Origin of the sequence: Paenibacillus antibioticophila, assembly GCF_000455265.1 — a bacterium.
Lineage (GTDB): Bacteria > Bacillota > Bacilli > Paenibacillales > Paenibacillaceae > Fontibacillus > Fontibacillus antibioticophila.
Window position 1 is genome coordinate 414,206 of the sequence record NZ_HG005141.1, and the last position, 21,407, is coordinate 435,612.

Genomic DNA, 21,407 nt, shown 5'->3' on the forward strand with positions numbered 1-21,407 from the left:
CAGCAAGTGTGCTTCACTTTTTCGTTCCATATTTATATGTCAACCATACCACCGTTCAGGATGGAAAAGCAAAGCCATTAGTCGATAAGCAGTTCCCCATCATACGAGGTAATAATCTTGTAGAGATCCGGACGGCGGTCCCGGAAAATGCCCCACTCGATGCGCTGCACCTCTAACTGGTCGAGATCGAATTCAGCAACCAGTACGGCTTCCTCATCACGTCCCGCTTCAACGATCTTGTTGCCCTGCGGCCCGGCGATAAAGGAGGAGCCGTAGAAGGTGATGCTGGAATCTTCATCCTCCTCCAGACCGATCCGGTTGGAAGCAATGACCGGCACCAGATTCGATGCGGCATGTCCCAGCATGCACGCCTGCCAATGATCCTTGGAATCAATCGAGCCGTCCTGCGGCTCCGAACCGATGGCAGTCGGGTAGAACAGAAGCTCCGCTCCCATCAAGGCCATGCAGCGGGCGGCTTCCGGATACCACTGATCCCAGCAGATGCCGATCCCGATCTTGGCATAACGGGTCTTCCATACCTTGAACCCGGTATCTCCCGGATTGAAGTAGAACTTCTCTTCGTAGCCGGGACCGTCCGGAATGTGACTTTTGCGGTAACGCCCAAGGATTTGTCCGTCCGCATCAATTACAGCCAGCGAGTTGTAGCGGGCGTTGTTCTTCTTCTCATAGAAGCTGATCGGAAGCACCACTTGCAGCTCCTTGGCAACCTTCTGGAAATGCAGGATCGCTTCGTTCTCTTCCATCTCTCTTGCGTACACATAGTAATCGGCTTTTTCCTTCTGGCAGAAGTAAGGCGTCTCGAACAGCTCCTGCAGCAGAATGATCTGTGCGCCTTGCTTGGCCGCTTCACGGACCAGCTTGTCCGCCTTTGCGATATTTTCATCTTTATGGCAAGAGCATCTCATCTGTGTAGCCGCTACTTTGACGTTTCTCATATCCATCCTCCTTAGTAATTATCGGCGCCCGGCGGGCATTTGCTGGGTTGTGCAGTGGACATTGCCGCCCTCGCGAATGATCGCCATGCCGTCTACCGTGCGAATTCTGCGATCCGGGAAGGCTGCAGCCAGAATGTCTGCGGCTTTCCGATCGGTCTCTTCAGCTGCCCCGCCGAACACCGGCAAAATAATGCCGCCATTGACGAAGTAGAAGTTCAGGTAGCTCAAGGTTAGCCGTTGTCCCTCATGGAATGTCTTTGGCGGCTGCGGAATCTCGATGACTTCAAGCTTCCTCCCCTTAGCATCAACCGCCTTCGCCAGCGTGGCGCGATTCTCTTGGGTAATCTCATAGTTCTCATCCGCCGGGTCGTCGCAGACCTGCAGAATCACCTTGCCCGGTGCGGCGAAGCAGGCTACGTTATCAACATGCCCGTCGGTCTCGTCGCCGCTGAGTCCCCGCTTCAGCCAAATGATCTCCTGCACATCCAGATGATTTTGAACCAGTGCTTCAATCTCCTCACGGCTAAGCCGCGGATTCCGGTTCGGATGTAGCAGGCATTCCTCTGTTGTCAGCAGCGTACCCTCGCCATCGGTGTGAATCGAACCGCCCTCCAGCACCAGAGGCGCATCAAACCGCTTGATGTCAAATGCATCCAGAATCTGAGGGGCAACGGCATCATCAAGATCCCAAGGGGAGTACTTGCCGCCCCAAGCGTTAAAAATCCAGTTGACGCCTGCGAGCTCCCCCTGTTCATTCAACAGAAAGGTCGGCCCATTGTCGCGGAGCCAGGCATCATTATGCTCAATCGGCAGGAAGCTTACGCGTTCATTGCCTTCAAACAGCCCGCTCACCTTCTCCAGATCATCCGGATTAACGATGACAGTCACCGGTTCAAACTCAGCCATGGCACGGATAAATTCGGCATAGCCTTGCTGGCATACCGTGTCATAATGCTCGGGATAGCACATTGAGGCCTGTACCGGCCAGGATATAAAGGTTCTTTCATGCTCCGCCCATTCGGCAGGCATGGTATAGTTCAGTTCTCTTGGATACATCTGTTCCTCCATGCAGGAAATATAGTAGGGCCATCATTAAGTACCCATTTTACCATGGATATCTTATAAGAAAAACGTCTATCGAAGCACTATCTTGAAGCCAGACCGCGTTTAGCGGTAGTTTTTCTTGCAATTATAGAATTATTCAGCTCCATGGAACAATCTGTTCTTTCGCCTGCAATTCTATGCCAGACGGTAGCTTACAAATGCCAGCCGGATGCTGTCCGGCGACCAGGAGTTGACGTTAATCGTTCCTTGACCTCCAAACAGCTGCACAAGTGTGCGGAAGGCCCCGCCTCTACTTGACATGAGACGAATCTCCACCTGCTTGTTGGCCGGATGATCCCCTGGCTCTACATCTCCCTTGCGGTAAGACAAATAGGCCACCGTCTGTCCGTCCGGCGATACATGCGGAAACCAGTTATTGCTCTCGTCAAACGTCATTTGTACGGGTTCACTGCCATCAGCGTTCATGCGCCAAACCTGCATTAGACCTGTGCGTACTGAATTGAACCAGATATGCTGCCCATCCGGTGAATACTCCGGTCCGTCATCCAGTCCCGGGGTATTCGTCAGCTGCGTCTCCACCCCTCCTGCCGCGGGAATCGTGTAAATATCATATTGCCCGTTCCGCTCCGCACAATAAGCCAGCGTCGCTCCGTCCGGCGACCAGCCGTGCAGATAGCTCGGCGCCATCGGGGTAATTAATGCGGGCTGCCCACCCTCCAGGGGGAAAATATAAATGCGCGACTGTCCGTCCTCCTTGGTATGGTGGCTTACCGCCAGCTGCGTATTGTCCGGAGACAGCACATGATCGTTGTTGCAGCTTCGCACAAAGCCAGAGTCGATCCGGGTGCTTGTACGAGCGTCGATATCAAAGGCATAGATGTCTCCGCCGCTATTATAAATCAGGCGCTTGCCATCGCTGGTCCAGTTCGGCGCCTCAATCCGATGATTGAACTCCGCCAATACCCTGCGCTCGCCCGTTAGGATATCTATCGTCTCCAATACACTCGTCAATTGATGAGCCTTCTCCGGTTCGTTGCTTCTTAATTCATCCATTCCGCAAATTCCCCCTTGAATTAATTAGTGTGCTCAAGCTATACTATTAAAAATATTGAAATCATGCCTATGAAGAGCATCCAACTCGGAGGCGTTTTCGTCAAGAGGATTCGCGGGAAATCTGGCGAGTCTCCTCCTAAGCTTACCGGTCTTCCGCCCGTTATCGCGGAGTCAAAGTGGGTTGAACGAATATCCCGTTCAATCAATTTGGGTGGCACCGCGAGAATACAAGCGCTCCTCGTCCCAACGGACTGAGGGCGCTTTTTGTATTTTCACGAAAAGGAGCGGATTGCCATGTTAGACATCCGGTGGATCAGACAACACCCGGAGCAAGTACAGGAAATTGCTGAAGCGAAAGGAATCGAGGTATCCATTGCCGAGCTGCTGAGCTGGGATGATAAGCGTCTCACATTGCTCCAGGAGACAGAGCTGCTCCGGCAGGAGCGCAACCAGTTGACCCCGCGCATCCATAAGCTGCTGCAGCAGGGGGAGGCCGCCTCGGCTGAAGCGCTTAGACAGGACGTTAAGGAGCTGAATGAGAAGCTGTCCAGAGCGGAAAAATTGCTTCATGAGGCGGAAGAAGAGTATCAGCGGCGGATGGCCTGCGTCCCGAATATCGTCTCGCCAGACACCCCCAAAGGCCGGTCGGATCGTGACAATCTCGAGCTGAAACGGGTCGGAGATCCGCCTGCATTCGACTTCAAGCCTAAGGATCATGTAGCTCTGGGAGAGCTCCACCAGTTGATCGACATCCCTCGGGGTGTGAAGACGGCGGGAAGCCGCAATTACTATTTGACCGGGACGGGAGCACTGCTGCATCGTGCCGTTCAACAATTGGCGGTTGATGTATTGCTGGAGGATGGCTTTACCCTGATGGATGTTCCTTTAATGGTGCGTACGGAAGCTATGATGAATACCGGCTTTTTCCCGCTTGGTCAAGATCAGTCCTTCCAAATGACCGAAAGAGACCGCTGGCTCGCAGGAACCTCGGAAGTGCCGCTTGTCTCCTACTATGATCAGGAGATCATTGACGTTTCTTCCCCGATCAAGCTGGCTGCTGCCTCGCTTTGCTTCCGGAGCGAGGTCGGCTCGGCTGGCCGGGATGTGCACGGCTTGTACCGGGTGCATCAATTCGCCAAGGTAGAGCAGGTTGTTCTCTGCCGGAATGATCCGGAGGAGTCGGAGCAGCTCTTTCAGAAAATCACCGCAAACGCCGAGCGTATTCTTCAGCTGCTGGAGCTCCCTTACAGGGTCATGGCGGTCTGTACCGGCGACATGTCGCAGAAGACCTACAAGCAGTATGATATCGAAACCTGGATGCCCGGCAGGCAGGCTTACGGGGAGACGCATTCGTCATCTCAATTGCTTGATTTTCAGGCCCGCCGGTCCAATATCCGGTTTAGGGATGGAGAGGGCAAGCTGCACTATTGCTACACGATGAACAACACTGCTGTCGCCTCGCCGCGGATTCTGATTCCGCTGCTGGAGAATCATCAGGAAGCAGACGGCAGCATCCGCATCCCGGCTGCACTGCGCAAATATATGAACGGCATGGAGCGGTTGGCCGCGGCAACAGAATAAATCGTCAGATATCAAAACGCCGGAGCAGACCTGACCCAGGTCCCTCCGGCGTTTCTTTTATTCTTCGGGTTCCCCCGCTGCTTCCCAACGGGCAATCTCCTCACGCACCCGCGGCGCTACCTCTGCACCCAGCAGCTCGATGGAACGCATAACGTCAGCATGCGGCATCGTGCCCAGCGGACAGTGCAGCATAAAGCGCGTTATGCCAACCTTTTTCCGCAGATAAATAATTTTATTCGCAACGGTCTCTACATCGCCCACATAAAGCGCACCTTCCAGACTGCGCGCGGCATCATAAGAAGCCCGGCCGTAATGGCCCCATCCCCGCTCCCGCCCGATGATGTTCATGCTCGCCTGGGTGGATGGGAAGAAGCGCTCGACGGCATCCTCCTGCTGCTCCCCAACGAAGCCATGCGAGTGAGAAGCCACAGTCAGCTTGGACACATCATGACCGGCCTGCTTGGCTGCCTTCTTGTAGAGTTGAACCAATGGAGCAAACTGGACAGGTCTTCCTCCGATGATAGCCAGCACAAGCGGCAAGCCGAGCAAGCCCGCACGAATGACCGATTCGGTGTTGCCGCCACTGCCGATCCACACAGGAAGCGGATTTTGCACAGGCCGCGGGTACACGCCCAAATTGTTGATTGAAGCACGGTGCTTGCCGCTCCAGGTGACTTTCTCCGATTCACGAAGCTTCAGCAGCAGGTCCAGCTTCTCTTCGAACAGCTCATCATAGTCATCCAGCGCATATCCGAACAAGGGGAAGGACTCAATGAACGAGCCGCGTCCAGCCATAATTTCCGCCCGTCCGTTCGAGAGCCCGTCCAAGGTTGCAAAATCCTGAAATACCCGAACCGGATCGGCCGAGGATAGCACCGTTACTGCACTCGTTAAGCGAATCCAGCGGGTCTGTGTAGCTGCTGCAGCCAATACTACAGCCGGATTGGAGGCCGCATAGTCCTTGCGGTGATGCTCCCCTACGCCGAAGACATCCAGCCCCACCTTATCAGCGAGAACAATCTCCTCCACGATCTCACGCAGACGCTCTGCATGACTGATGGTCTCACCAGTGGTGACGTCCGGCGTAGTTTCAACAAAGGTACTAAGTCCGATTTCCATAACGTATTCCTCCCGGGATCTATGCTCAATTCATATCATGCGAAAATATATCTTTATTTTGAAGTTTTTCTTCGAGATTTACAAGCTCTCGTCAGGGAATTAAAAAAAGCCTGTCCGAATGGCTCGGAACCAGGCTCTGATGCGATCCTATTATTGCTGCTCCACATATTCCCCGAGACGCTCCCAGGTTTCGACGATGCCCTGCTCCATACCCATCTGCAGCGAAGAATTCAGACCCTCCTCGGATTCAAATACGGAGCGGCTGGTCACTTTGGTCTTTACATCCTGCTCTGCAAACTCCAGAATAACCTCTGTAGCCGGCATCTCTTCCGCCTCATTCCCTTCAGCATCGGAGAAATAATCGGTGTATACCAGACGCTCACCCGGAATGATTTCCCGGTAAACTCCCTTTCCCCACGATTCCATGCCATAAAATTCACCCTGCGCCTGATCCTCGCACTTCATACAGTAATGCCAAATGCCGCCTTCACGCAGATCGACTTTACATGTGCTGAGGTTCCACCCTCGCGGGCCCCACCAGTGCTTCAGCCGCTCCGCCTCCGTAAATGCCTGAAATACCAATTCCTTCGGTGCATTAAAGATCTGTTCCATCACAAATTCCCGGCCCTCTACATGGACAATTGGCTTGCTGCTCATTGAAATTCCTCCTGGTCATTGGTCTGGTAAGGATGACTTCCCCCCGCTGAGTAGCAGCGTGATAATACATTGCACAAGACGGGAGAAACTTACTCTTTCTAGAATGACCGATAATTTTCCTGCTATTATAAAATTTTAATATCTTAACGCTGTTGATTTTTTATATAAACTTCGGAAGCCAGTTGCCGTGCGCTTCGATCAAATCGTCGCAGAGCGCAGTGATATCGTCCAGCGACAGCTCTGCCGAGGTATGCGGATCGAGCATGGCCGCATGATAAATATGCTCCTTTTTGCCCGTCACGGCCGCTTCGATCGTAAGCAGCTGGGTGTTGATATTGGTCCGGTTCAGCGCAGCCAGCTGCGGAGGCAGATCCCCGACATAGGTCGGCGTAATCCCGGAACGATCGACGAGGCAAGGAACCTCGACGCAGGCTTCCTTCGGCAGGTTGGTGATCAGGCCGGTATTCATGACATTGCCGCCGATTTTGTAAGGAATGTTCGTCTCGATCGCTTCCATAATATATGAGGCATACTCCTTCGAACGTTGATGCTCGATGCTCTCGCTTGCAAAGATCTTCTCACGCATTTCCTTCCATCCGTTAATCTGGTTAATGCAGCGGCGCGGATATTCATCCAGCGGGATGTTATATTTCTCGATCAGTTCCGGATAGTTCTTCTTGATGAAATAAGGGTGGTATTCCGCGTTATGCTCGGACGACTCCGTTACGTAATAACCAAACCTCAGCATCAGTTCGAAACGTACCATGTCATGGTGCTTCTCCTTCTGCTTCTCGGCGGCGCGGCGCTTAATCTCCGGATACAGATCAACCCCGTCCTTTTTCACCTCAAGCAGCCAGGCCATATGGTTTATGCCCGCAATTTTCGATTCGACGCCGGCAGCATCCATATCCAATGACTTGAACAGGTCGGCCACGCAGACCTGCACGCTATGGCACAGCCCGACCGTCTTAATGCCTCCCACCGTATTCATGACGTTCGTCAGGACGGCCATCGGGTTCGTATAGTTAAGGAACAGGGCATCCGGGCACACCTCCTGCATATCCTTGGCGAAATCCAGCATGACAGGAATCGTGCGCAGGTTGCGGAAAATGCCGCCGATTCCCAGCGTATCGGCAATGGTCTGCCGCAGTCCGTACTTTTTCGGAACCTCGAAGTCCGTAATCGTACAAGGATCATAGCCTCCTACTTGGATGGCGTTGATGACGTACTTGGCCCCTCTCAGCGCTTCCTTGCGATCGGTATAGGCTTTCACAACGCAAGTGCTGCCCAGCGTGGCTTTTATACTGTTCAGAAGGCGTTCAGAATCGCGGAGCCGCTCCTGATCAATGTCGAACAAAGCCAGCTCGAATCCCTGCAAGGCCGGTGTCGTCATCACATCGCCGAGCACATTTTTTACAAAGACCGTACTTCCCGCACCAATAAACGTCACTTTTGGCATAATTAATTCCCTCTCTTCTCCTAGTGATGGAATGGCTTGAGCTTCACCCTAACTATACCTTCCCTTCCCCTGCCCGGACATGGAGAAAAGCATGTTTCGCATGTCATAATCCCATTTTTTCGATGCCGTTATGATAAGATGGATACTATATAAGTTGATTCGCCTAAGATCTTTCCATGGGTGAGCCAGAGCGAGAACTTTATACGGAATTTCGTACAAGCATCAAACATCCGGCGAAATACTGGGGGCAATTGTATGTTTTTTCGTATAATACTGATGGATATGAGTGATTAGCGGGAGAATTTGTGTGTTTTTCCGTACAAACCAGCTGATTCTGCTAGTTTTTGGCGCCGTTTGTACGAAGAATCGTACATATCTCTATCGCAAACTAAAAAGTTAGCTATATAAAGGAGATCATCCATCTGATGGAGCTTTTTAATTATACTGTCTCTTCGTTGCAGAGAAAGGTCGATCTGAATTTACTCTTCTTCGGCCTGGAAAAATGCGAGCCAAGGCATACATGGGGGCCAGGGCTGCGGGATGCGTACATTCTTCACTACATCCATGCCGGACGCGGCATATTCCGGACCAAAGAATCGGCCTTCGAGCTTGAGGCAGGTCAAGGCTTCGTGATCATGCCGGAGACGCTTGTCCACTACAGCGCCCACGACACCGAGCCATGGCTCTACTCCTGGATCGGCTTCAGCGGGGTAAATGCCCGTTCGCTGCTGCAGCGCGCCCAAATCGATGCGGAGCGGCCTGTATTCGAAGCGCCCGCGGGAAGTTTTCTGGGAGATTTCTACGAAGAATTGAAAGCAACTTACGAGACCCGGGGCAGCGATGTGCATAGCCAAAGCGTCCTCTATCGTGTTCTGGCCGACCTGATCCGCTTCTCGCCTGAGACCCGGGAGGAGCGAAGACCTTCTGCGTCCCGCGAGGGGTACATTCGCAAATCCATTGAGTTCATAGAGAGCAGCTATAGCCAAAAAATATCCGTTCTTGAGATCGCCCGCTTCGTCGGCCTGGACCGTACCTATTTGTCCGGGTTGTTCAAGGAACGTTTCGGTGTGTCTCTGCAAGCCTATCTCCTCGAGTACCGCATGAACCGGGCTGCCGAGCTGCTCCAGAACCCGGAGCTCTCTGTTAGCGATGTCTCCCGCTCTGTCGGCTACACCGACCCGTTCCTCTTCTCCAAAATGTTCAAAAGGATCATCGGCCAGGCTCCGACCTTGTTCCGAGAAAAAAGTTCACTCGTTTCCGAAAGGAGAGACCCCGATTGTTCCGATTAACCAACCAGCAAGCCCAGGAGATCGTAGATAAAATGATGGAAGACATTCCTTACAACATCAATATCATGAATGATGAGGGGATCATCGTCGGCAGCGGAAAAAAAGAACGGATCGGAACGGTCCATCCCGGCGCTGTAAAGGCTCTGGCTACCGGAAAGATGGTAGAGGCATGGGAGGATGGCCGCTACGAAAAAAAGGGCACTAATGAGCCGATCGTCATCAACAATGAACTTGTAGGCGTGATTGGAATCACCGGTTATCCGGATGAGGTACGCCCCTTCTGCAATATTGTGAGAACCACCGTGGCCCTGCTGATCGAGCAAAAAACAGCCTTGGAAAGCCTGGCAAATGCGGCCAATCGCAAGATGGCATTCCTTGAACTCCTCCTTGGCTATCAAGGGGCTTATACTCAAAAATTCAAAAAGGAAGCTTCCGCCTACAGTATCGACCTGAATCTGAAAACTGTCGTGCTCTACCTCAAGCATCTGACATGGGATGAGAGCCTGTCGAAGCTGCTGCTGCCCTACTCCAGCTTCCCGATGAAGGAGGAGTATCTCCTGCTGCTGATTCAAAAGCCGGAGGACCTCGATAACCTGGTTCATCAAATCATCAAGCAGCAACCGGGCGTGCTGATCGGGATCGGCAAGCTGGAGAGCAATGTTGCCGACAGCTACCTCCAAGCCAGACGGGCCCTCGGTATCTTAATGGCTTTGAAGCCACCGGTGCGAATGATCAGATACGTGGATGTGACCTTTCTGATCCGGTTAAGTCACATGAATCCCGCTGGCGAGGCCAATGTCGTTGCCAAGCTCGAGGACACGCACGATCTGCTGGAGACGCTCCGAAGCTTCATTCATAACAATTGCAGCATTTCCCTGACGGCTGCAGAGCTCAATATCCATCGGAACACGCTTCAGTACAGACTCAAGCGAATCCAAACCCTGACCGGCAAAGATCCGAGGGACCTGCTTCAGCTGTTCGAGCTGACCCACGCTTTGCTGTCTCTGTACAAAGGATAATAGGACCAGCAAAAGGCCCCGAAGAATAGCGTCTTCAGGGCCTTTCTCATATTCACCTATCGGTTGAACTTCAGCACTCTTGCAATATTCTCGCAGGTCCGCTCTACGTTCTGAGGTCCTTCCTCCAGCACTTTCTTTAGTTCCTGCGCGCCGGGCACGATACCGAATACGGCGTCGATCCCGATGTCATAGAGCGTGTCGATGCCTTCCCCGATATATCCGGCTACCGCAATGACCTTCTTCCCGGCCTCCTTCGCCATACGTGCCACACCATAAGGCGTCTTGCCGAATTTGGTCTGAAAATCAATCCCTCCTTCGCCGGTGAACACATAATCGGCACGGGCGATATGCCGCTTCAATTCCGTGTATTCGATGACGATCTCGATTCCTTTCTGCAGCTTCGCTTGGGTGAAGATCAGAAGCCCTGCTCCCAAGCCGCCGGCGGCGCCTGCTCCGGGTACATCCCGCACTTCCTTGCCAAGCTGCTGCTTCACGACTTTCGCATAATGGGCCAGATTGCTATCAAGCTGCTCTACCATTTGCGGGGTGGCCCCCTTTTGCGGCCCGAATACGCGGGAGGCTCCATGCACACCGCACAGCGGATTGGTGACGTCGCAGGCGACGATCATTTCCAATTCTCCAAGGCGCGGGTCCAATGCAGATACGTCGATCCGGGTCAGCTTGTCCAGACTGCCGCCTCCGTGCGGGAGCTCTTGCCCCGCTTCATCCAGAAATTTAGCGCCCAAGGCAGAGGCCATTCCTGTCCCGCCATCATTGGTTGCACTGCCGCCGGTGCCGATAATGATTCTCTTGATACCGCGATCTAGGCATTCCTGAATCAATTCTCCCGTCCCGTAGGTAGACGTAATCAACGGGTTCTTCGTCTCCGGCGTCACATGATGAATGCCGCTGGCCGCGGCCATCTCGATCGCTCCGGTTACGCCATCGCCCAAGATGCCGAATTTCGCAGTAACAGGCTGGCCAAGCGGGCCCTTAACTACCTTTTCAAACATTTGCCCGCCTGAAGCATCCACCAGGGATTGAACGGTGCCTTCCCCTCCGTCCGCCATCGGAACATGAACATATTCTGCTTCCGGGAACACCTTGCGAAGCCCCTTTTCCATGGCATTGCATACTTCTTTCGCTGTCATGCTCTCTTTAAAGGAATCTGGCGCCAGTACAAAAACCTGTTTGCTCATCTTCTCACCCCATGTCTTGATGAACGCGCTCTCATTATATAAGCTTCAGGCAAAAATTTATATTGATATCGGGACGAAATGTATTGTGCAAATGCACGAGGAATTTCTCATAAGAAGTGAGCTTGTTAATCTTTAGAATAGCCTGATCCTGGATTTAGCATCCTATCTGGTAACGAAGTTGATGGGAGGAATATTTATGGACCTGCAATGGATATGGAAGTCGGCACTGCTGGTGGTCATTGGAATGATTCTGCTTCGGGCGGCCGGCCGGAAATCAATCTCGCAAATGAGCGTCGTCACCACCGTCATTATGATCTCTATCGGAACTACGATCGTACAACCGATTGCGAATCATCATCTGACCATCGCCGTCGGTTCTGCTTCGGTATTTATCGTGACGCTCCTCGTCATTGAATATTTGGAGATGAAGTTTGACTGGCTCGAGCGCCTGTTGAACGGCAGAGCTCAGGTGGTCATCGAGAATGGACAATTTCTGCCGGAAAGTCTGCGAAAGATGCGGGTTACAGCCGATAAGCTGGAGATGCAGCTCCGGCAGCAAGGGATCCGCAGCCTCAGCGACGTGCAGCTCGGCACGCTGGAACCCAATGGCCAGCTTGCTTGCGAGCTGGTGCCTCACGCGCGGCCGGCTACGCTCGGGGACCTGGAACTGCTGCTGGCGAAGCATCTGCCTCTGCAAGCCGATCAGGACCCGCTGTTCCAGGAAGTGCGGCTTGGCAGGCATGCCAAGCCGGATTCCCCGGACCTGCAGTAATATAAAGAAGCGCCGGACCCGTGTCCGACGCTTCGCAGGGTTTATTTTCTTATTTCAAGGTGCGCTTCAGGAACTCACGAGTCCGCTCCTGCTTCGGATTATTGAAAATCTGCTCCGGAGTTCCTTCTTCCGCGATAACTCCCTGATCCATAAATACCACTCGGTCGGAGACCTCTCTCGCAAACTCCATCTCATGCGTTACGATAATCATCGTCAGGCCGGAGCCTGCAAGATCCTTCATCACCTTGAGCACCTCGCCCACCATCTCGGGATCGAGCGCAGACGTGGGTTCATCGAACAGCAGAACATCCGGATCCATCGACAGTGCCCGGGCAATCGCAACCCGCTGCTTCTGCCCCCCGGACAGCTGCTTCGGCTTGGCATGAATGTATTGCTCCATTCCTACATTACGCAGGTATTTCATCGCCGTCTCCGTCGCCTCATCCTTGGAGCGCTTCAGCACCTCAACCTGCCCGACAACACAGTTGCTCAGCGCATTGTGATTATTGAACAGGTTAAACTGCTGGAACACCATGCCGAGATGTCTGCGATAGAGCGAGACATTGTGCTTCTCCGCCAATATATTTTGCCCGTTATAAATGATCTCTCCGCCGCTGGGCTTCTCCAGCAGATTAATGCAACGAAGCAGCGTGGATTTCCCCGAGCCGGAGGAGCCGATAATGCTGACAACTTCTCCTTTGCCTACCGACAGATTGATATCCTTAAGAACCTCATTGGCTCCAAAAAACTTGCTTAAATGACGTATCTCAATTACCTTATCCATCTTCACTCCTGCTTTCTGCTAACGCTGCAGCGAATAGCTTTCCGGGCCATCCATCCGCTTTTCAAGACGATGCAATATTTTCGTGACGGTCAAGGTCATGATCAAATACAGAATACTGGCGACAAAGAACGATTCAAAGTAGTGGAAGTTGTTACCTGCAATGGACTTGGTCATGAAGTACAGCTCCGATACCGAGATTACGTTCAGTACGGATGTGTCCTTGATATTGATCACAAATTGATTGCCTGTTGCCGGTAAAATATTGCGAATGACCTGCGGAAGCACCACATTGCGCATCGTCTGCCAGTGGGTCATGCCGATCGCCTGAGCCGCTTCAAATTGTCCTTTATCCACGGAGATCACGCCGCCCCGGACGATCTCGGCCATGTAGGCTCCCGTATTGATCGATACAATGAAGATTGCCGCGAAGGTCCGGTTCATATCCAGATTAAACAACAGGGATGAGCCATAGAAAATAGCCATGGCCTGCACAATCATCGGTGTTCCACGGAAGCATTCAATATAGATCGTAAGAATCCCGTTTACGATTTTCAGAAAAATGCGCTTGAACCCTCGTTCCGGAACAGGAATGGTGCGGACGACGCCTGCAAACAGACCGATCGCCGCCCCAATGACCGTACCGATTAGTGAAATATATAAGGTAACGGCGGCACCGCGCAAAAACATAGGCCAGTTTTCCGTTATGATTCGAATGATCCATTCGTAAGTCATTTTAATTCCTCACTTTAGTTATTCCGCTGCCGGCTGATTCTTGATCGCGTCTTCCATGATCTGAGCCCGCTCTTCCTCGGAAATGCCTGCCAGAATTTCATTAATCTTCTCCGTAAGCTCGCTACCCTTCTTCAATCCGACAGCAACGGCCGTGTCATCATCCGATGTCGTGAAGCCGTCCGCAAACTCGATATAGGCATAGTTATCGTTGGCCGCCGCCGCACTGATTCCTTCCGGCAGCTCCGAGACATAGCCGTCGATGGTTCCTGCCTGCAGAGCTACGCGCATAGCCGGGAAGTTATCCATAGCAGGCTGCTTGTTAACACCCTGAATCTGATCAATAACGGAGTAGTGGAAGGTGTTCAATTGAGCTGTAATTTTGGCTCCGCTAAAGTCCTGAATGGAGGTTGCGCCTTCATAGGCACCGCCCTTTTTAACTACCATGATCAGGTTTGATTTATAGTAGTTGTCCGTGAAATCAATCGCTTCTTTACGTTCTGCCGTTGGAGACATACCTGCCACAATCGCATCGATCTGTCCGGAGGTCAGGGAAGGAACCAGGCCGTCCCATTCCGTCTTCACGATGACCAGCTTCTTACCCAGCCCGTCAGCAATCTTCTTGGCGATTTCCACGTCATAACCGCCCGCATACTCGGCACTTCCGTCGATCTTCACGCCGCCGTCTGCGTCTCCGTTCTGGGTCCAGTTGAATGGCGCGTAGCCTGCTTCAAGTCCCACCTTGAACGTATCACTGTCTTCATTCGCCGAGCTTGAGCTGCACCCGGCAAGAATAATCATGGCTGACATCAGCAGCAATAAGGATAGGGATAATGTCTTTCTCATTCTTTTTTCACGCTCCAAAATAATAGTAGTAAATGAATAATAATCGAGTTCAAAAAGTCAACTTTTCAGCACCGAGAAGGTTGCGAGAATACGAAGAAGGAGGAACGGATGTAGGCAGACCCTACAGGAACGAAATGCTTCCAAAGAAAGCATACTTCGTAAGCATCCGCTCAGACTTCTAGGGTGAACGCAAGATTCGGCGTCGATCTTACGAATTTTACGGACATTACGTCTTCTTAGAACTAATTATTGATGATGATGGAAATGTAACGGACATTTTGTACACTTAGCTAGTAGATTTGAAGGGGAAAGTATGGTTTGAGCGTTCTAAGTGGCGAAAATGTCCGTTAGCGATCAAAATAGTCTGAAATGGCTTGCTAACAATCCAAAATGTCCGTTAAAGCACCGAAAGACGATGTAAACCGCTGAGACCTGCTAGGAACGAAGCAGTTTCACGAGAGAGGCCCTTCGACGCGCGGAGGTTGTCGAAGCAGGCGTTTCGTGATCAACAGGAGACTTTTTGAACAACCTCTAATAGGGACAAAAAAACGACCCCGAGTGTCAGCCCGAGGTCGTATGATTTAATCATCGTGTCCTTAAAGCCCTCTTTCCCTTGACGAGATAGCACAACTTGGCAAACCGGGAAGTCTGTCAAGACAGTCCTGCAGTTATTCACTGCAGACCCAGCAAAGGAGCATAGAGCCTGATCCTTCGCTTCGGCGATATTTCCTTCTCCCTGACGTCATAGCTGCTCAAGCTCTGTCAAAGACTGTTAAATACCGCGCCTCTACCTCACCTTGTAGAAGTGAGGTTATATTCAATTTGTTTGTAGGATACAATACCAGGGCCATTCTGTCAAACTGACAACCTCTGTAAATGCCCGTCCTGATGCGGTTCGCAGGCAAAAAAAGAACAGCCTGCCTGAATTTCTCCAGACGGGCTGTTCCTATAATTACTAAATTAACGAAGCGTCTTCAATGCGCCGCTCCAAGCCAATACTTGGTCCAACATGCCGTTCACATTGGTCAAGTGCAGATCCGCAGGCTTGAATACCGAACCATTCTCGAAATCGGTGAACAGGGACAGGGCTGGGTGCACGCGAACGTCCGCTACGGACAATTCGCCGAGAATTCCGCGAAGATGCTCTGCTGCACGAGCGCCGCCTACCGAGCCATAGCTGACGATCCCGGCAGCTTTGTTATTCCAGGCATCACGGGCATAATCAAGTGCATTCTTCAGAGCAGCAGTGATGCTGTGGTTATATTCCTGTACGACGAATACGAAGCCATCAAGCTCAGCCAGCTTGGTGTTCCATGCTGTTGCTTGCTCTGTAGCGTCTGCTTCACCGAGCAGCGGCAATTTGTAATCCGCGATATCTACGATTTCATAATTGGCATCGCCGCGTCCGTCGCCAATGCTCTTCACCCATTCTCCGACTTGCGGGCTTACGCGACCTTCACGGGTGCTTCCCAGGATAATACCGATATTCAGCTTAGACATGTTAACTTCCTCCTTAAATGTATGTTGTTTATTTGTTCCTTCATCGCTGCCTAAATCCTAAGTATCTTGAAGCTGAGATAATCATAATCCACTGATATACTTTTGTCAAGTAACTTACTTTATGTTTGCGAATTATTTATCTGCCTTTTTTTCTGCCTTATAGTAAAGAAAGCTGTCAGAGCATAATTTGCTCAAACAGCCCTCCTTTCATGCTTATGATTCCAATGAAGTTATTTGACCATATATCTCCCGTATGCTGCGCGGTATACATCCTTCGACCGCAAGCCTACCAGCTTATCTATCGGCTCACCGTTCTGAAACAAAATGACTGTCGGCATAGACATGACACCGAATCGTCCTGCAAGTTCAGGCGATTCGTCACAGTCTACCTTCAGAATCGAGAGGCGTTCCCCTTCCTCGATCTGTAGCTCCTCCAGTATGGGAGACAGCACCTTGCACGGCGGACACCACTCTGCGCCAAAATCAACCAACACCACTTCTTTCTCCCGAACCGCTGTATCAAAGGCCGCTGGATCTACCTTTCGCAATGAACTCATGCTCATTTCTCCTTTTCGAACGATTGTTGTTCCTCCAGAATCGATTGCATTCGTTCTTCAAGATTAGACCTAATCCCTTGCAGCAGGCTGATTTGCTTATCGAGCTCCTCCAGCTTATGGCGGTAGATCGGCATAATCTCCTGGCAGAAGGCTTCTTTATTCTTCATGACACACTGCAGAAAGCCGGCGATCTCCTCCGTAGACAACCCCAGATTCAAATACAGCTGGATGGTATGGACCTGCTCCTCCGCAAAGGGTGAATAGTCCCGGTACCCGTTCTCAAGCCGGGTTGGCGAGAGCAATCCTTGCTGTTCATAGTAACGGAGCGAACGGACACTGACTCCGGTGCGAGCTGATAATTCTCCGATTTTCATGCCTATGCCTCCTGGAATGAATCGATTCGATATCATTATAGACCCTGACATTAGTGTGAAGGTCAAGACGGCATTTAGCAAGTATGCCCCCTCACTCGTTCTTTGAATTTCGCCATGGCTTTTTCCGAGGGCAATATTCGTTTTCACTATTCGAGCTTTCTCCGGGATGCAATTCGAGTTTACTTAGTCACACATTTATCAATTATTAATGAACAGGACAAGTGCAGGAAATAAGAGGAAGGTGTATCATAAATAGGTCTGTAATAAGGTTTGAATTATAGTGAAGAGGAGATCGAAACCAATGAAAATATTGAGAGCTGCTATGATGCTATTATGTTTTGCTCTGTTGATTCCCTTTCTGCCCGCTCCGGCATCCGCAGGGCAATTGCCAGTATTTGAGAAGAAGCTCGACTTTTTTGCCAGCGATTTATACGATGTGGCCTATGGCAAAAATATATACATAGCGGTGGGCGGAGACGGAGCTATTGTCAGATCAGAGGACGCAGTGAACTGGAAGGTGGTTGCCTCCGGCACCTCTGTCAAGCTTCGTTCGATTGCATTTGGCAACGGTATCTTTGTGGCTGTGGGGAACAATAATACGATTATGACTTCCAGTGATGGACTCAGTTGGAAGAAGCATAGCATTACTTTGACCCAGAAGAATGTTCCCGGCATGAAGGAAGCTGAAAAGGGGGATTTTGCCCGAAACCGCGCGCAATTCAATACCAGTATTCTCTGGGATGGCAAGCAGTTTGTTGTGCTGACTCAAATGGATGCTTATGTGTTCAAAGCCAATAAGGGGATGAGCAGTACGGGCTATGCCTTTGTATCCACCTCCAAGGATGGATCAAGCTGGAAGACGGCGCAGGTAGCCCCTTATTTATATCATGCCAATCAACTGAAATACTTAAATGGAGCGTATTATCTTTTCTCCGACTATCAAGTCATGACCAGCACTAATTTAGTCAAGTGGACGTCGGTTGACAAGACATATATTGACGCCGCCTACAGTCCTCAGGGCTTCGCAGTATTACAAGAACGAGTGGAGACGTCCAGGCCGCGTCCTGCAGTGCTGAAGGCGGCTACTTTTCAGGCCATCAAATCGGCTCAGCCTCAGGATTTGCTGGACTGGACGGATTCATCCGGAGCGAATTCCCTTGACTATGTGCATGATCATTATATTGTAAATGCGGATAGCGGCTATTTGGCGGTATCTGCTGATGCCAGTACATGGAAAACAGTGAATGTGTTCGAGCAAGGCGGGGCGCTTGACGAGATCCATCCAGAGCGAATAACCTTCTACAAGACGATATGGGACGGCAAACAGTATGTCTCCGTCAGTTCCTTTGGCGGAATTTATACCTCCCCCGATCTGGTGCAATTTGAAAAGCAGACTGTACAAGGGGCTTCTCCTATTGGCGCCGATTTGTATGGCGCAGGGTTTGCGGAAGGAACTTACTATTTATATGGCTCCAACGGGAGATTCCTGACCTCAGAGGATGCCCGCAACTGGAAGCAGACCGCTGGAATTTCCAAAGAAGAAAATGTGATGAGTGCTGACTATAATGGGAAGGACTTCGGGCTGGTTACCTTGGAAGAGGACTGGTATTGGAAATCGTTGCGAAACAATTACAAGTTTATCTTCATATCCGGAGAAGACGAAGCGGTGCGGAGTAAGACGTTATCCTCCTTCGATACTCCTGTTGACATGAAGTGGGATGGACAGGCATTCGTAGGCCGGACAAGCTTTGGCAGCAAGTATAAATGGAATAGCGGGACATCGGAGTGGCAGGATATTAGCCCGGCTAACCCTCAAGAGCTTGACCATGAGCCGACCATCGTCAAGGGCGATGGAATGACCGTCAAGTATGAGTATTCCCAAGATAACGGAATGGCGTTGTATTATCTTGAGAATGGAAAATGGCTGAAGGCCAAGGCTCCTGCTTGGTCGGATTATGAGCGGCATATTTTCAAGGATGCAGAAAGCAATTCAAAGCGTGGGGATACTTTAAGTACAATTATCTATGGAAACAAAGAATTTATGGCTGTGGGGGCAGGCGGAACGATCCTGCGTTCATTGGATGGCAAGACCTGGACCAGAGTGAAATCCGGAACCTCCGAATACCTGAATGGGATTGTTTGGGACGGTCAACGCTATATTGTAGTGGGCAATAAAGGGACTTATCTAACAAGCACAGGCTCTTAACAAAATTCCCAGCAAAATAAAAATCAGCTCCTCCGGTCAAACAACCGTTGGAGCTGATTCTGTATGATTTATCCTGTTACATTTGTTCCGGTTCTCCTCCTTCACTTCCTCCCGTAGAGCCGCTTTGGCCCGGACGTCCTTGACCTTGGCCTTGTCCCGGCATTTGCCCGCGGCCTTGGCCCATACCGCCTCCGCCGAAGCCGCCTCCGCCTGTCGTTACACCGGATTCATTCACATAGGTTACGGATTCGCCAAGGGTGAAGCTGACCATTTCTGTGTCGCCGGTAGAGAAGCTATAAGTCTCACCGGATTTCAGCTCAGGCGTTGAGATAATCATCGTCTGGAACGCCTTGACCGGCGCATAACTCGCCAGCACATTGCCCGTGCTATCCTTCAAGGTGACAAGTGTTCCGGCCTCGAGTGTGCTTGGGAAGGTCATCATGACCGAGGCCTGGGCCGAGGATTCGGACGGCGCCTGCGCCATGCCCGCGCTGCCTGCCGCAATCAAGGTTCCGCCTGTCATTTCAAATGTGCCGTCATAATCCAGACTGCCGTTGCCGCTGTTCGTAGGTCCGTTCACAATCACTGTGCCGCCGGACATGGTGATCGAGCCATTGGCGTCCAGACCATCTCCGCCTGCATTTACCGTGATCGTGCCGCCGCTGATCGTCAGCTTCGCATTGCCTGCGGCTCCAAAGCCACCGCCGCCCGTTCCTCCTGGTCCTCGCATGCCGCCGGATTGTTGACCTGTGGCCTGCTGCGCGGCAGTCTCATCTGTTCCCGCTGCATCAGGCTGTTGACCTTGAGGCATGTCAGCAGGCGGAGCCTGCGGCATATCTCCGGAAGGAACCGTCATCTCCTCACTTTCGGAGCCTTCTGTAGCATTAATCCCATCATCACTTGCTACGAGATTAATCTCACCGCCGGAGATTTGAATGTCCGCGCCCTCAATGCCTTCATAGCTCGCAGTTATTTCTATGACGCCATCGGAGATGATCACGGCCTGATCCGCATGAATCGCATCATCCCCCGCAGCGATGCTCAGTTCTCCGCCTGAGATGCCGATGTTGGTATTACTATGAACTGCATCATCCTTCGTATCCAGCTTGAATGCACCGGCTTGAATATAGAGATCTACGCCTGCCTTCAAGCCCTTTGCGCTGCCGGACTCGCTGTCCTCAGAGGTAGTATCCGTCGCGGATTCTGTTGTCGCTGTGGAGGATTGTGCTGATGAATCCCTGCTCTGTCCAAAGCCGCCGCGCTGCATCGGATCGCCTTCCTGCTTCTTCTCGGCCTTGGCGCTGCCTCCGCCGGTGACGATGTCGAAGTTGCCGCCGGTGACCAGCAAAGAGTTCTCTGCTTGAAGTCCATCGTTGACTGCGTTAATCCGGAACGCTCCATCCTGAATGACAAGATAACCCTTGTCCGTAGCTATATTCGTTGTCTTCACACCGTCTCCCCCGGCTTCAACGGTAATGTCTCCGCCCTTGAATGCAGCCAGGTCCCGGCCTACGATGCCATCATCGGCCGCCGTAATATCCAGCGTCCCGCCGACAATCTTGAGATCGTCCTTGCTGGTGATACCGTCTTTATAATTGGCGGTTATCGCAAGCTTACCTGTACCATTGATCGTCAAATCGTCCTGACTGAACAGAGCAGCGGTCGGAGCATCCTCTTCCTCTGCGTGGGTATAGGTGGTTCCGTCAACAAGCGAGTTATCCGTTCCTTCAGCGAGTGTCAATACCGTCTTGTCCGCTTGCTTGGAATGAATCGCTGAGCCGGAAGCATTGCTGATTTCAGCTCCATTCAGTACCAGATGAACCAGGTCATCCTTCCCTGCATCAACAACGACACTGCCTGAAAGCTTGCCGCTGAACACATAGGTTCCTGCCGCAGAGACCGTAACGGTACTGCCATTCACCGAAGCACCTGCGCCGCTCACCGAAGCGCTTGAGCCATTCAATGTAATCTGGGTGGAACTCTCCGCACTCCAGCTCGCATCGTCATCATATTCATCGTAGGTGACCAGCTCATCTGCTCGAAGCGAAGCCAGCTCTACGCCTGCTGCACCCGACGTTCCCGAAGCATTGGTCACCCCGGCCGTCCCGGAAGCATTGGCGGTCCCCATGGTTGCAGCTGTATTCGTCGTTCCGCATCCGCTAGCTACTACTGCCGACAAGAGCAGCAAGGCTGCCAGCTTAATCGTATACTGTGTATTTTTCATGAAAATCCCTTCTTTCTC

General features: G+C 51.7%; 19 protein-coding genes and 1 riboswitch. Of the genes, 5 read left to right on the top strand and 14 right to left on the bottom strand.

Going from position 1 to position 21,407, the window contains the following annotated elements; all coding sequences use genetic code 11:
* Positions 1-77: 77 nt before the first annotated feature.
* From aguB to TX85_RS18950, 3 genes are all read right to left on the bottom strand, one after another.
* Complete coding sequence (aguB, locus tag TX85_RS18940; protein ID WP_044481293.1) at positions 78-956, bottom strand: N-carbamoylputrescine amidase; 879 nt, start codon at positions 954-956, stop codon at positions 78-80.
* A gap of 18 nt (positions 957-974) precedes the next feature.
* On the bottom strand, positions 975-2,012 hold the full coding sequence (locus TX85_RS18945; protein WP_044481294.1) for an agmatine deiminase family protein: 1,038 nt from the start codon (positions 2,010-2,012) through the stop codon (positions 975-977).
* A 183-nt stretch (positions 2,013-2,195) separates the two neighbouring features.
* On the bottom strand, positions 2,196-3,074 hold the full coding sequence (locus TX85_RS18950) for a TolB family protein (protein WP_044481295.1): 879 nt from the start codon (positions 3,072-3,074) through the stop codon (positions 2,196-2,198).
* 294 nt (positions 3,075-3,368) lie between these two features.
* On the opposite strand from TX85_RS18950, the gene serS reads away from it, so the two are divergent.
* Positions 3,369-4,655, top strand: coding sequence for a serine--tRNA ligase (gene serS / locus TX85_RS18955; protein WP_044481297.1), 1,287 nt, complete (start codon positions 3,369-3,371; stop codon positions 4,653-4,655).
* Positions 4,656-4,712: 57 nt separating this feature from the next.
* Here serS and TX85_RS18960 read toward each other — a convergent pair whose 3' ends face one another.
* From TX85_RS18960 to melA, 3 genes are all read right to left on the bottom strand, one after another.
* Positions 4,713-5,774, bottom strand: a complete 1,062-nt coding sequence (locus TX85_RS18960) for an LLM class flavin-dependent oxidoreductase (RefSeq protein ID WP_044481298.1) — start codon at positions 5,772-5,774, stop codon at positions 4,713-4,715.
* A 150-nt stretch (positions 5,775-5,924) separates the two neighbouring features.
* The gene (locus TX85_RS18965) at positions 5,925-6,431 is read right to left on the bottom strand and encodes an SRPBCC domain-containing protein (RefSeq protein ID WP_044481299.1); all 507 of its coding nucleotides are present in this window, start codon (positions 6,429-6,431) and stop codon (positions 5,925-5,927) included.
* A 160-nt stretch (positions 6,432-6,591) separates the two neighbouring features.
* Entirely contained in the window at positions 6,592-7,890 is a 1,299-nt protein-coding gene (gene melA / locus TX85_RS18970) for an alpha-glucosidase/alpha-galactosidase (RefSeq protein WP_044481301.1), read from the bottom strand.
* Between the two features lie 425 nt (positions 7,891-8,315).
* On the opposite strand from melA, the gene TX85_RS18975 reads away from it, so the two are divergent.
* Both TX85_RS18975 and TX85_RS18980 read left to right on the top strand, forming a co-directional pair.
* The gene (locus TX85_RS18975; protein ID WP_044481302.1) at positions 8,316-9,179 is read left to right on the top strand and encodes an AraC family transcriptional regulator; all 864 of its coding nucleotides are present in this window, start codon (positions 8,316-8,318) and stop codon (positions 9,177-9,179) included.
* Positions 9,167-10,198 (top strand): CdaR family transcriptional regulator, encoded by a 1,032-nt coding sequence (locus TX85_RS18980; protein WP_071784222.1) that lies wholly within the window; start codon positions 9,167-9,169, stop codon positions 10,196-10,198. Before TX85_RS18975 ends, TX85_RS18980 begins: the two co-directional genes overlap by 13 nt.
* Positions 10,199-10,254: 56 nt before the next feature.
* Here the strand turns inward: TX85_RS18980 and TX85_RS18985 are convergent, their stop codons facing one another.
* Positions 10,255-11,397 carry a glycerate kinase gene (locus TX85_RS18985; protein WP_044481304.1) on the bottom strand — a complete coding sequence of 381 codons (1,143 nt, stop codon included), beginning with the start codon at positions 11,395-11,397 and terminating at the stop codon, positions 10,255-10,257.
* A 196-nt stretch (positions 11,398-11,593) separates the two neighbouring features.
* On the opposite strand from TX85_RS18985, the gene TX85_RS18990 reads away from it, so the two are divergent.
* Positions 11,594-12,169, top strand: coding sequence for a DUF421 domain-containing protein (locus TX85_RS18990; protein WP_049895073.1), 576 nt, complete (start codon positions 11,594-11,596; stop codon positions 12,167-12,169).
* 49 nt (positions 12,170-12,218) lie between these two features.
* Here the strand turns inward: TX85_RS18990 and TX85_RS18995 are convergent, their stop codons facing one another.
* From TX85_RS18995 to TX85_RS19020, 6 genes are all read right to left on the bottom strand, one after another.
* A complete protein-coding gene (locus TX85_RS18995) occupies positions 12,219-12,953 on the bottom strand; it encodes an amino acid ABC transporter ATP-binding protein (RefSeq protein ID WP_044481305.1) in 735 nt (244 codons plus the stop codon).
* Positions 12,954-12,971: 18 nt separating this feature from the next.
* The gene (locus TX85_RS19000; RefSeq protein WP_044481307.1) at positions 12,972-13,685 is read right to left on the bottom strand and encodes an amino acid ABC transporter permease; all 714 of its coding nucleotides are present in this window, start codon (positions 13,683-13,685) and stop codon (positions 12,972-12,974) included.
* 18 nt (positions 13,686-13,703) lie between these two features.
* On the bottom strand, positions 13,704-14,528 hold the full coding sequence (locus TX85_RS19005; RefSeq protein ID WP_044481308.1) for a transporter substrate-binding domain-containing protein: 825 nt from the start codon (positions 14,526-14,528) through the stop codon (positions 13,704-13,706).
* 614 nt (positions 14,529-15,142) lie between these two features.
* Positions 15,143-15,326: riboswitch (Lysine riboswitch) on the bottom strand.
* A gap of 162 nt (positions 15,327-15,488) precedes the next feature.
* Positions 15,489-16,028 (bottom strand): NADPH-dependent FMN reductase, encoded by a 540-nt coding sequence (locus TX85_RS19010; RefSeq protein ID WP_044481309.1) that lies wholly within the window; start codon positions 16,026-16,028, stop codon positions 15,489-15,491.
* 230 nt (positions 16,029-16,258) lie between these two features.
* Positions 16,259-16,585, bottom strand: a complete 327-nt coding sequence (trxA, locus tag TX85_RS19015; RefSeq protein ID WP_044481310.1) for a thioredoxin — start codon at positions 16,583-16,585, stop codon at positions 16,259-16,261.
* Positions 16,586-16,587: 2 nt separating this feature from the next.
* Positions 16,588-16,959 carry a MerR family transcriptional regulator gene (locus TX85_RS19020; protein ID WP_044481311.1) on the bottom strand — a complete coding sequence of 124 codons (372 nt, stop codon included), beginning with the start codon at positions 16,957-16,959 and terminating at the stop codon, positions 16,588-16,590.
* 322 nt (positions 16,960-17,281) lie between these two features.
* Between TX85_RS19020 and TX85_RS19025 the strand changes: the two genes are divergently transcribed.
* Positions 17,282-19,165 (top strand): beta propeller repeat protein, encoded by a 1,884-nt coding sequence (locus TX85_RS19025; RefSeq protein WP_222860719.1) that lies wholly within the window; start codon positions 17,282-17,284, stop codon positions 19,163-19,165.
* Positions 19,166-19,241: 76 nt separating this feature from the next.
* On the opposite strand, the gene TX85_RS19030 is transcribed toward TX85_RS19025, so the two are convergent.
* Positions 19,242-21,389 carry a carbohydrate-binding domain-containing protein gene (locus TX85_RS19030; protein WP_044481314.1) on the bottom strand — a complete coding sequence of 716 codons (2,148 nt, stop codon included), beginning with the start codon at positions 21,387-21,389 and terminating at the stop codon, positions 19,242-19,244.
* Between the last annotated feature and the right edge of the window lie 18 nt (positions 21,390-21,407).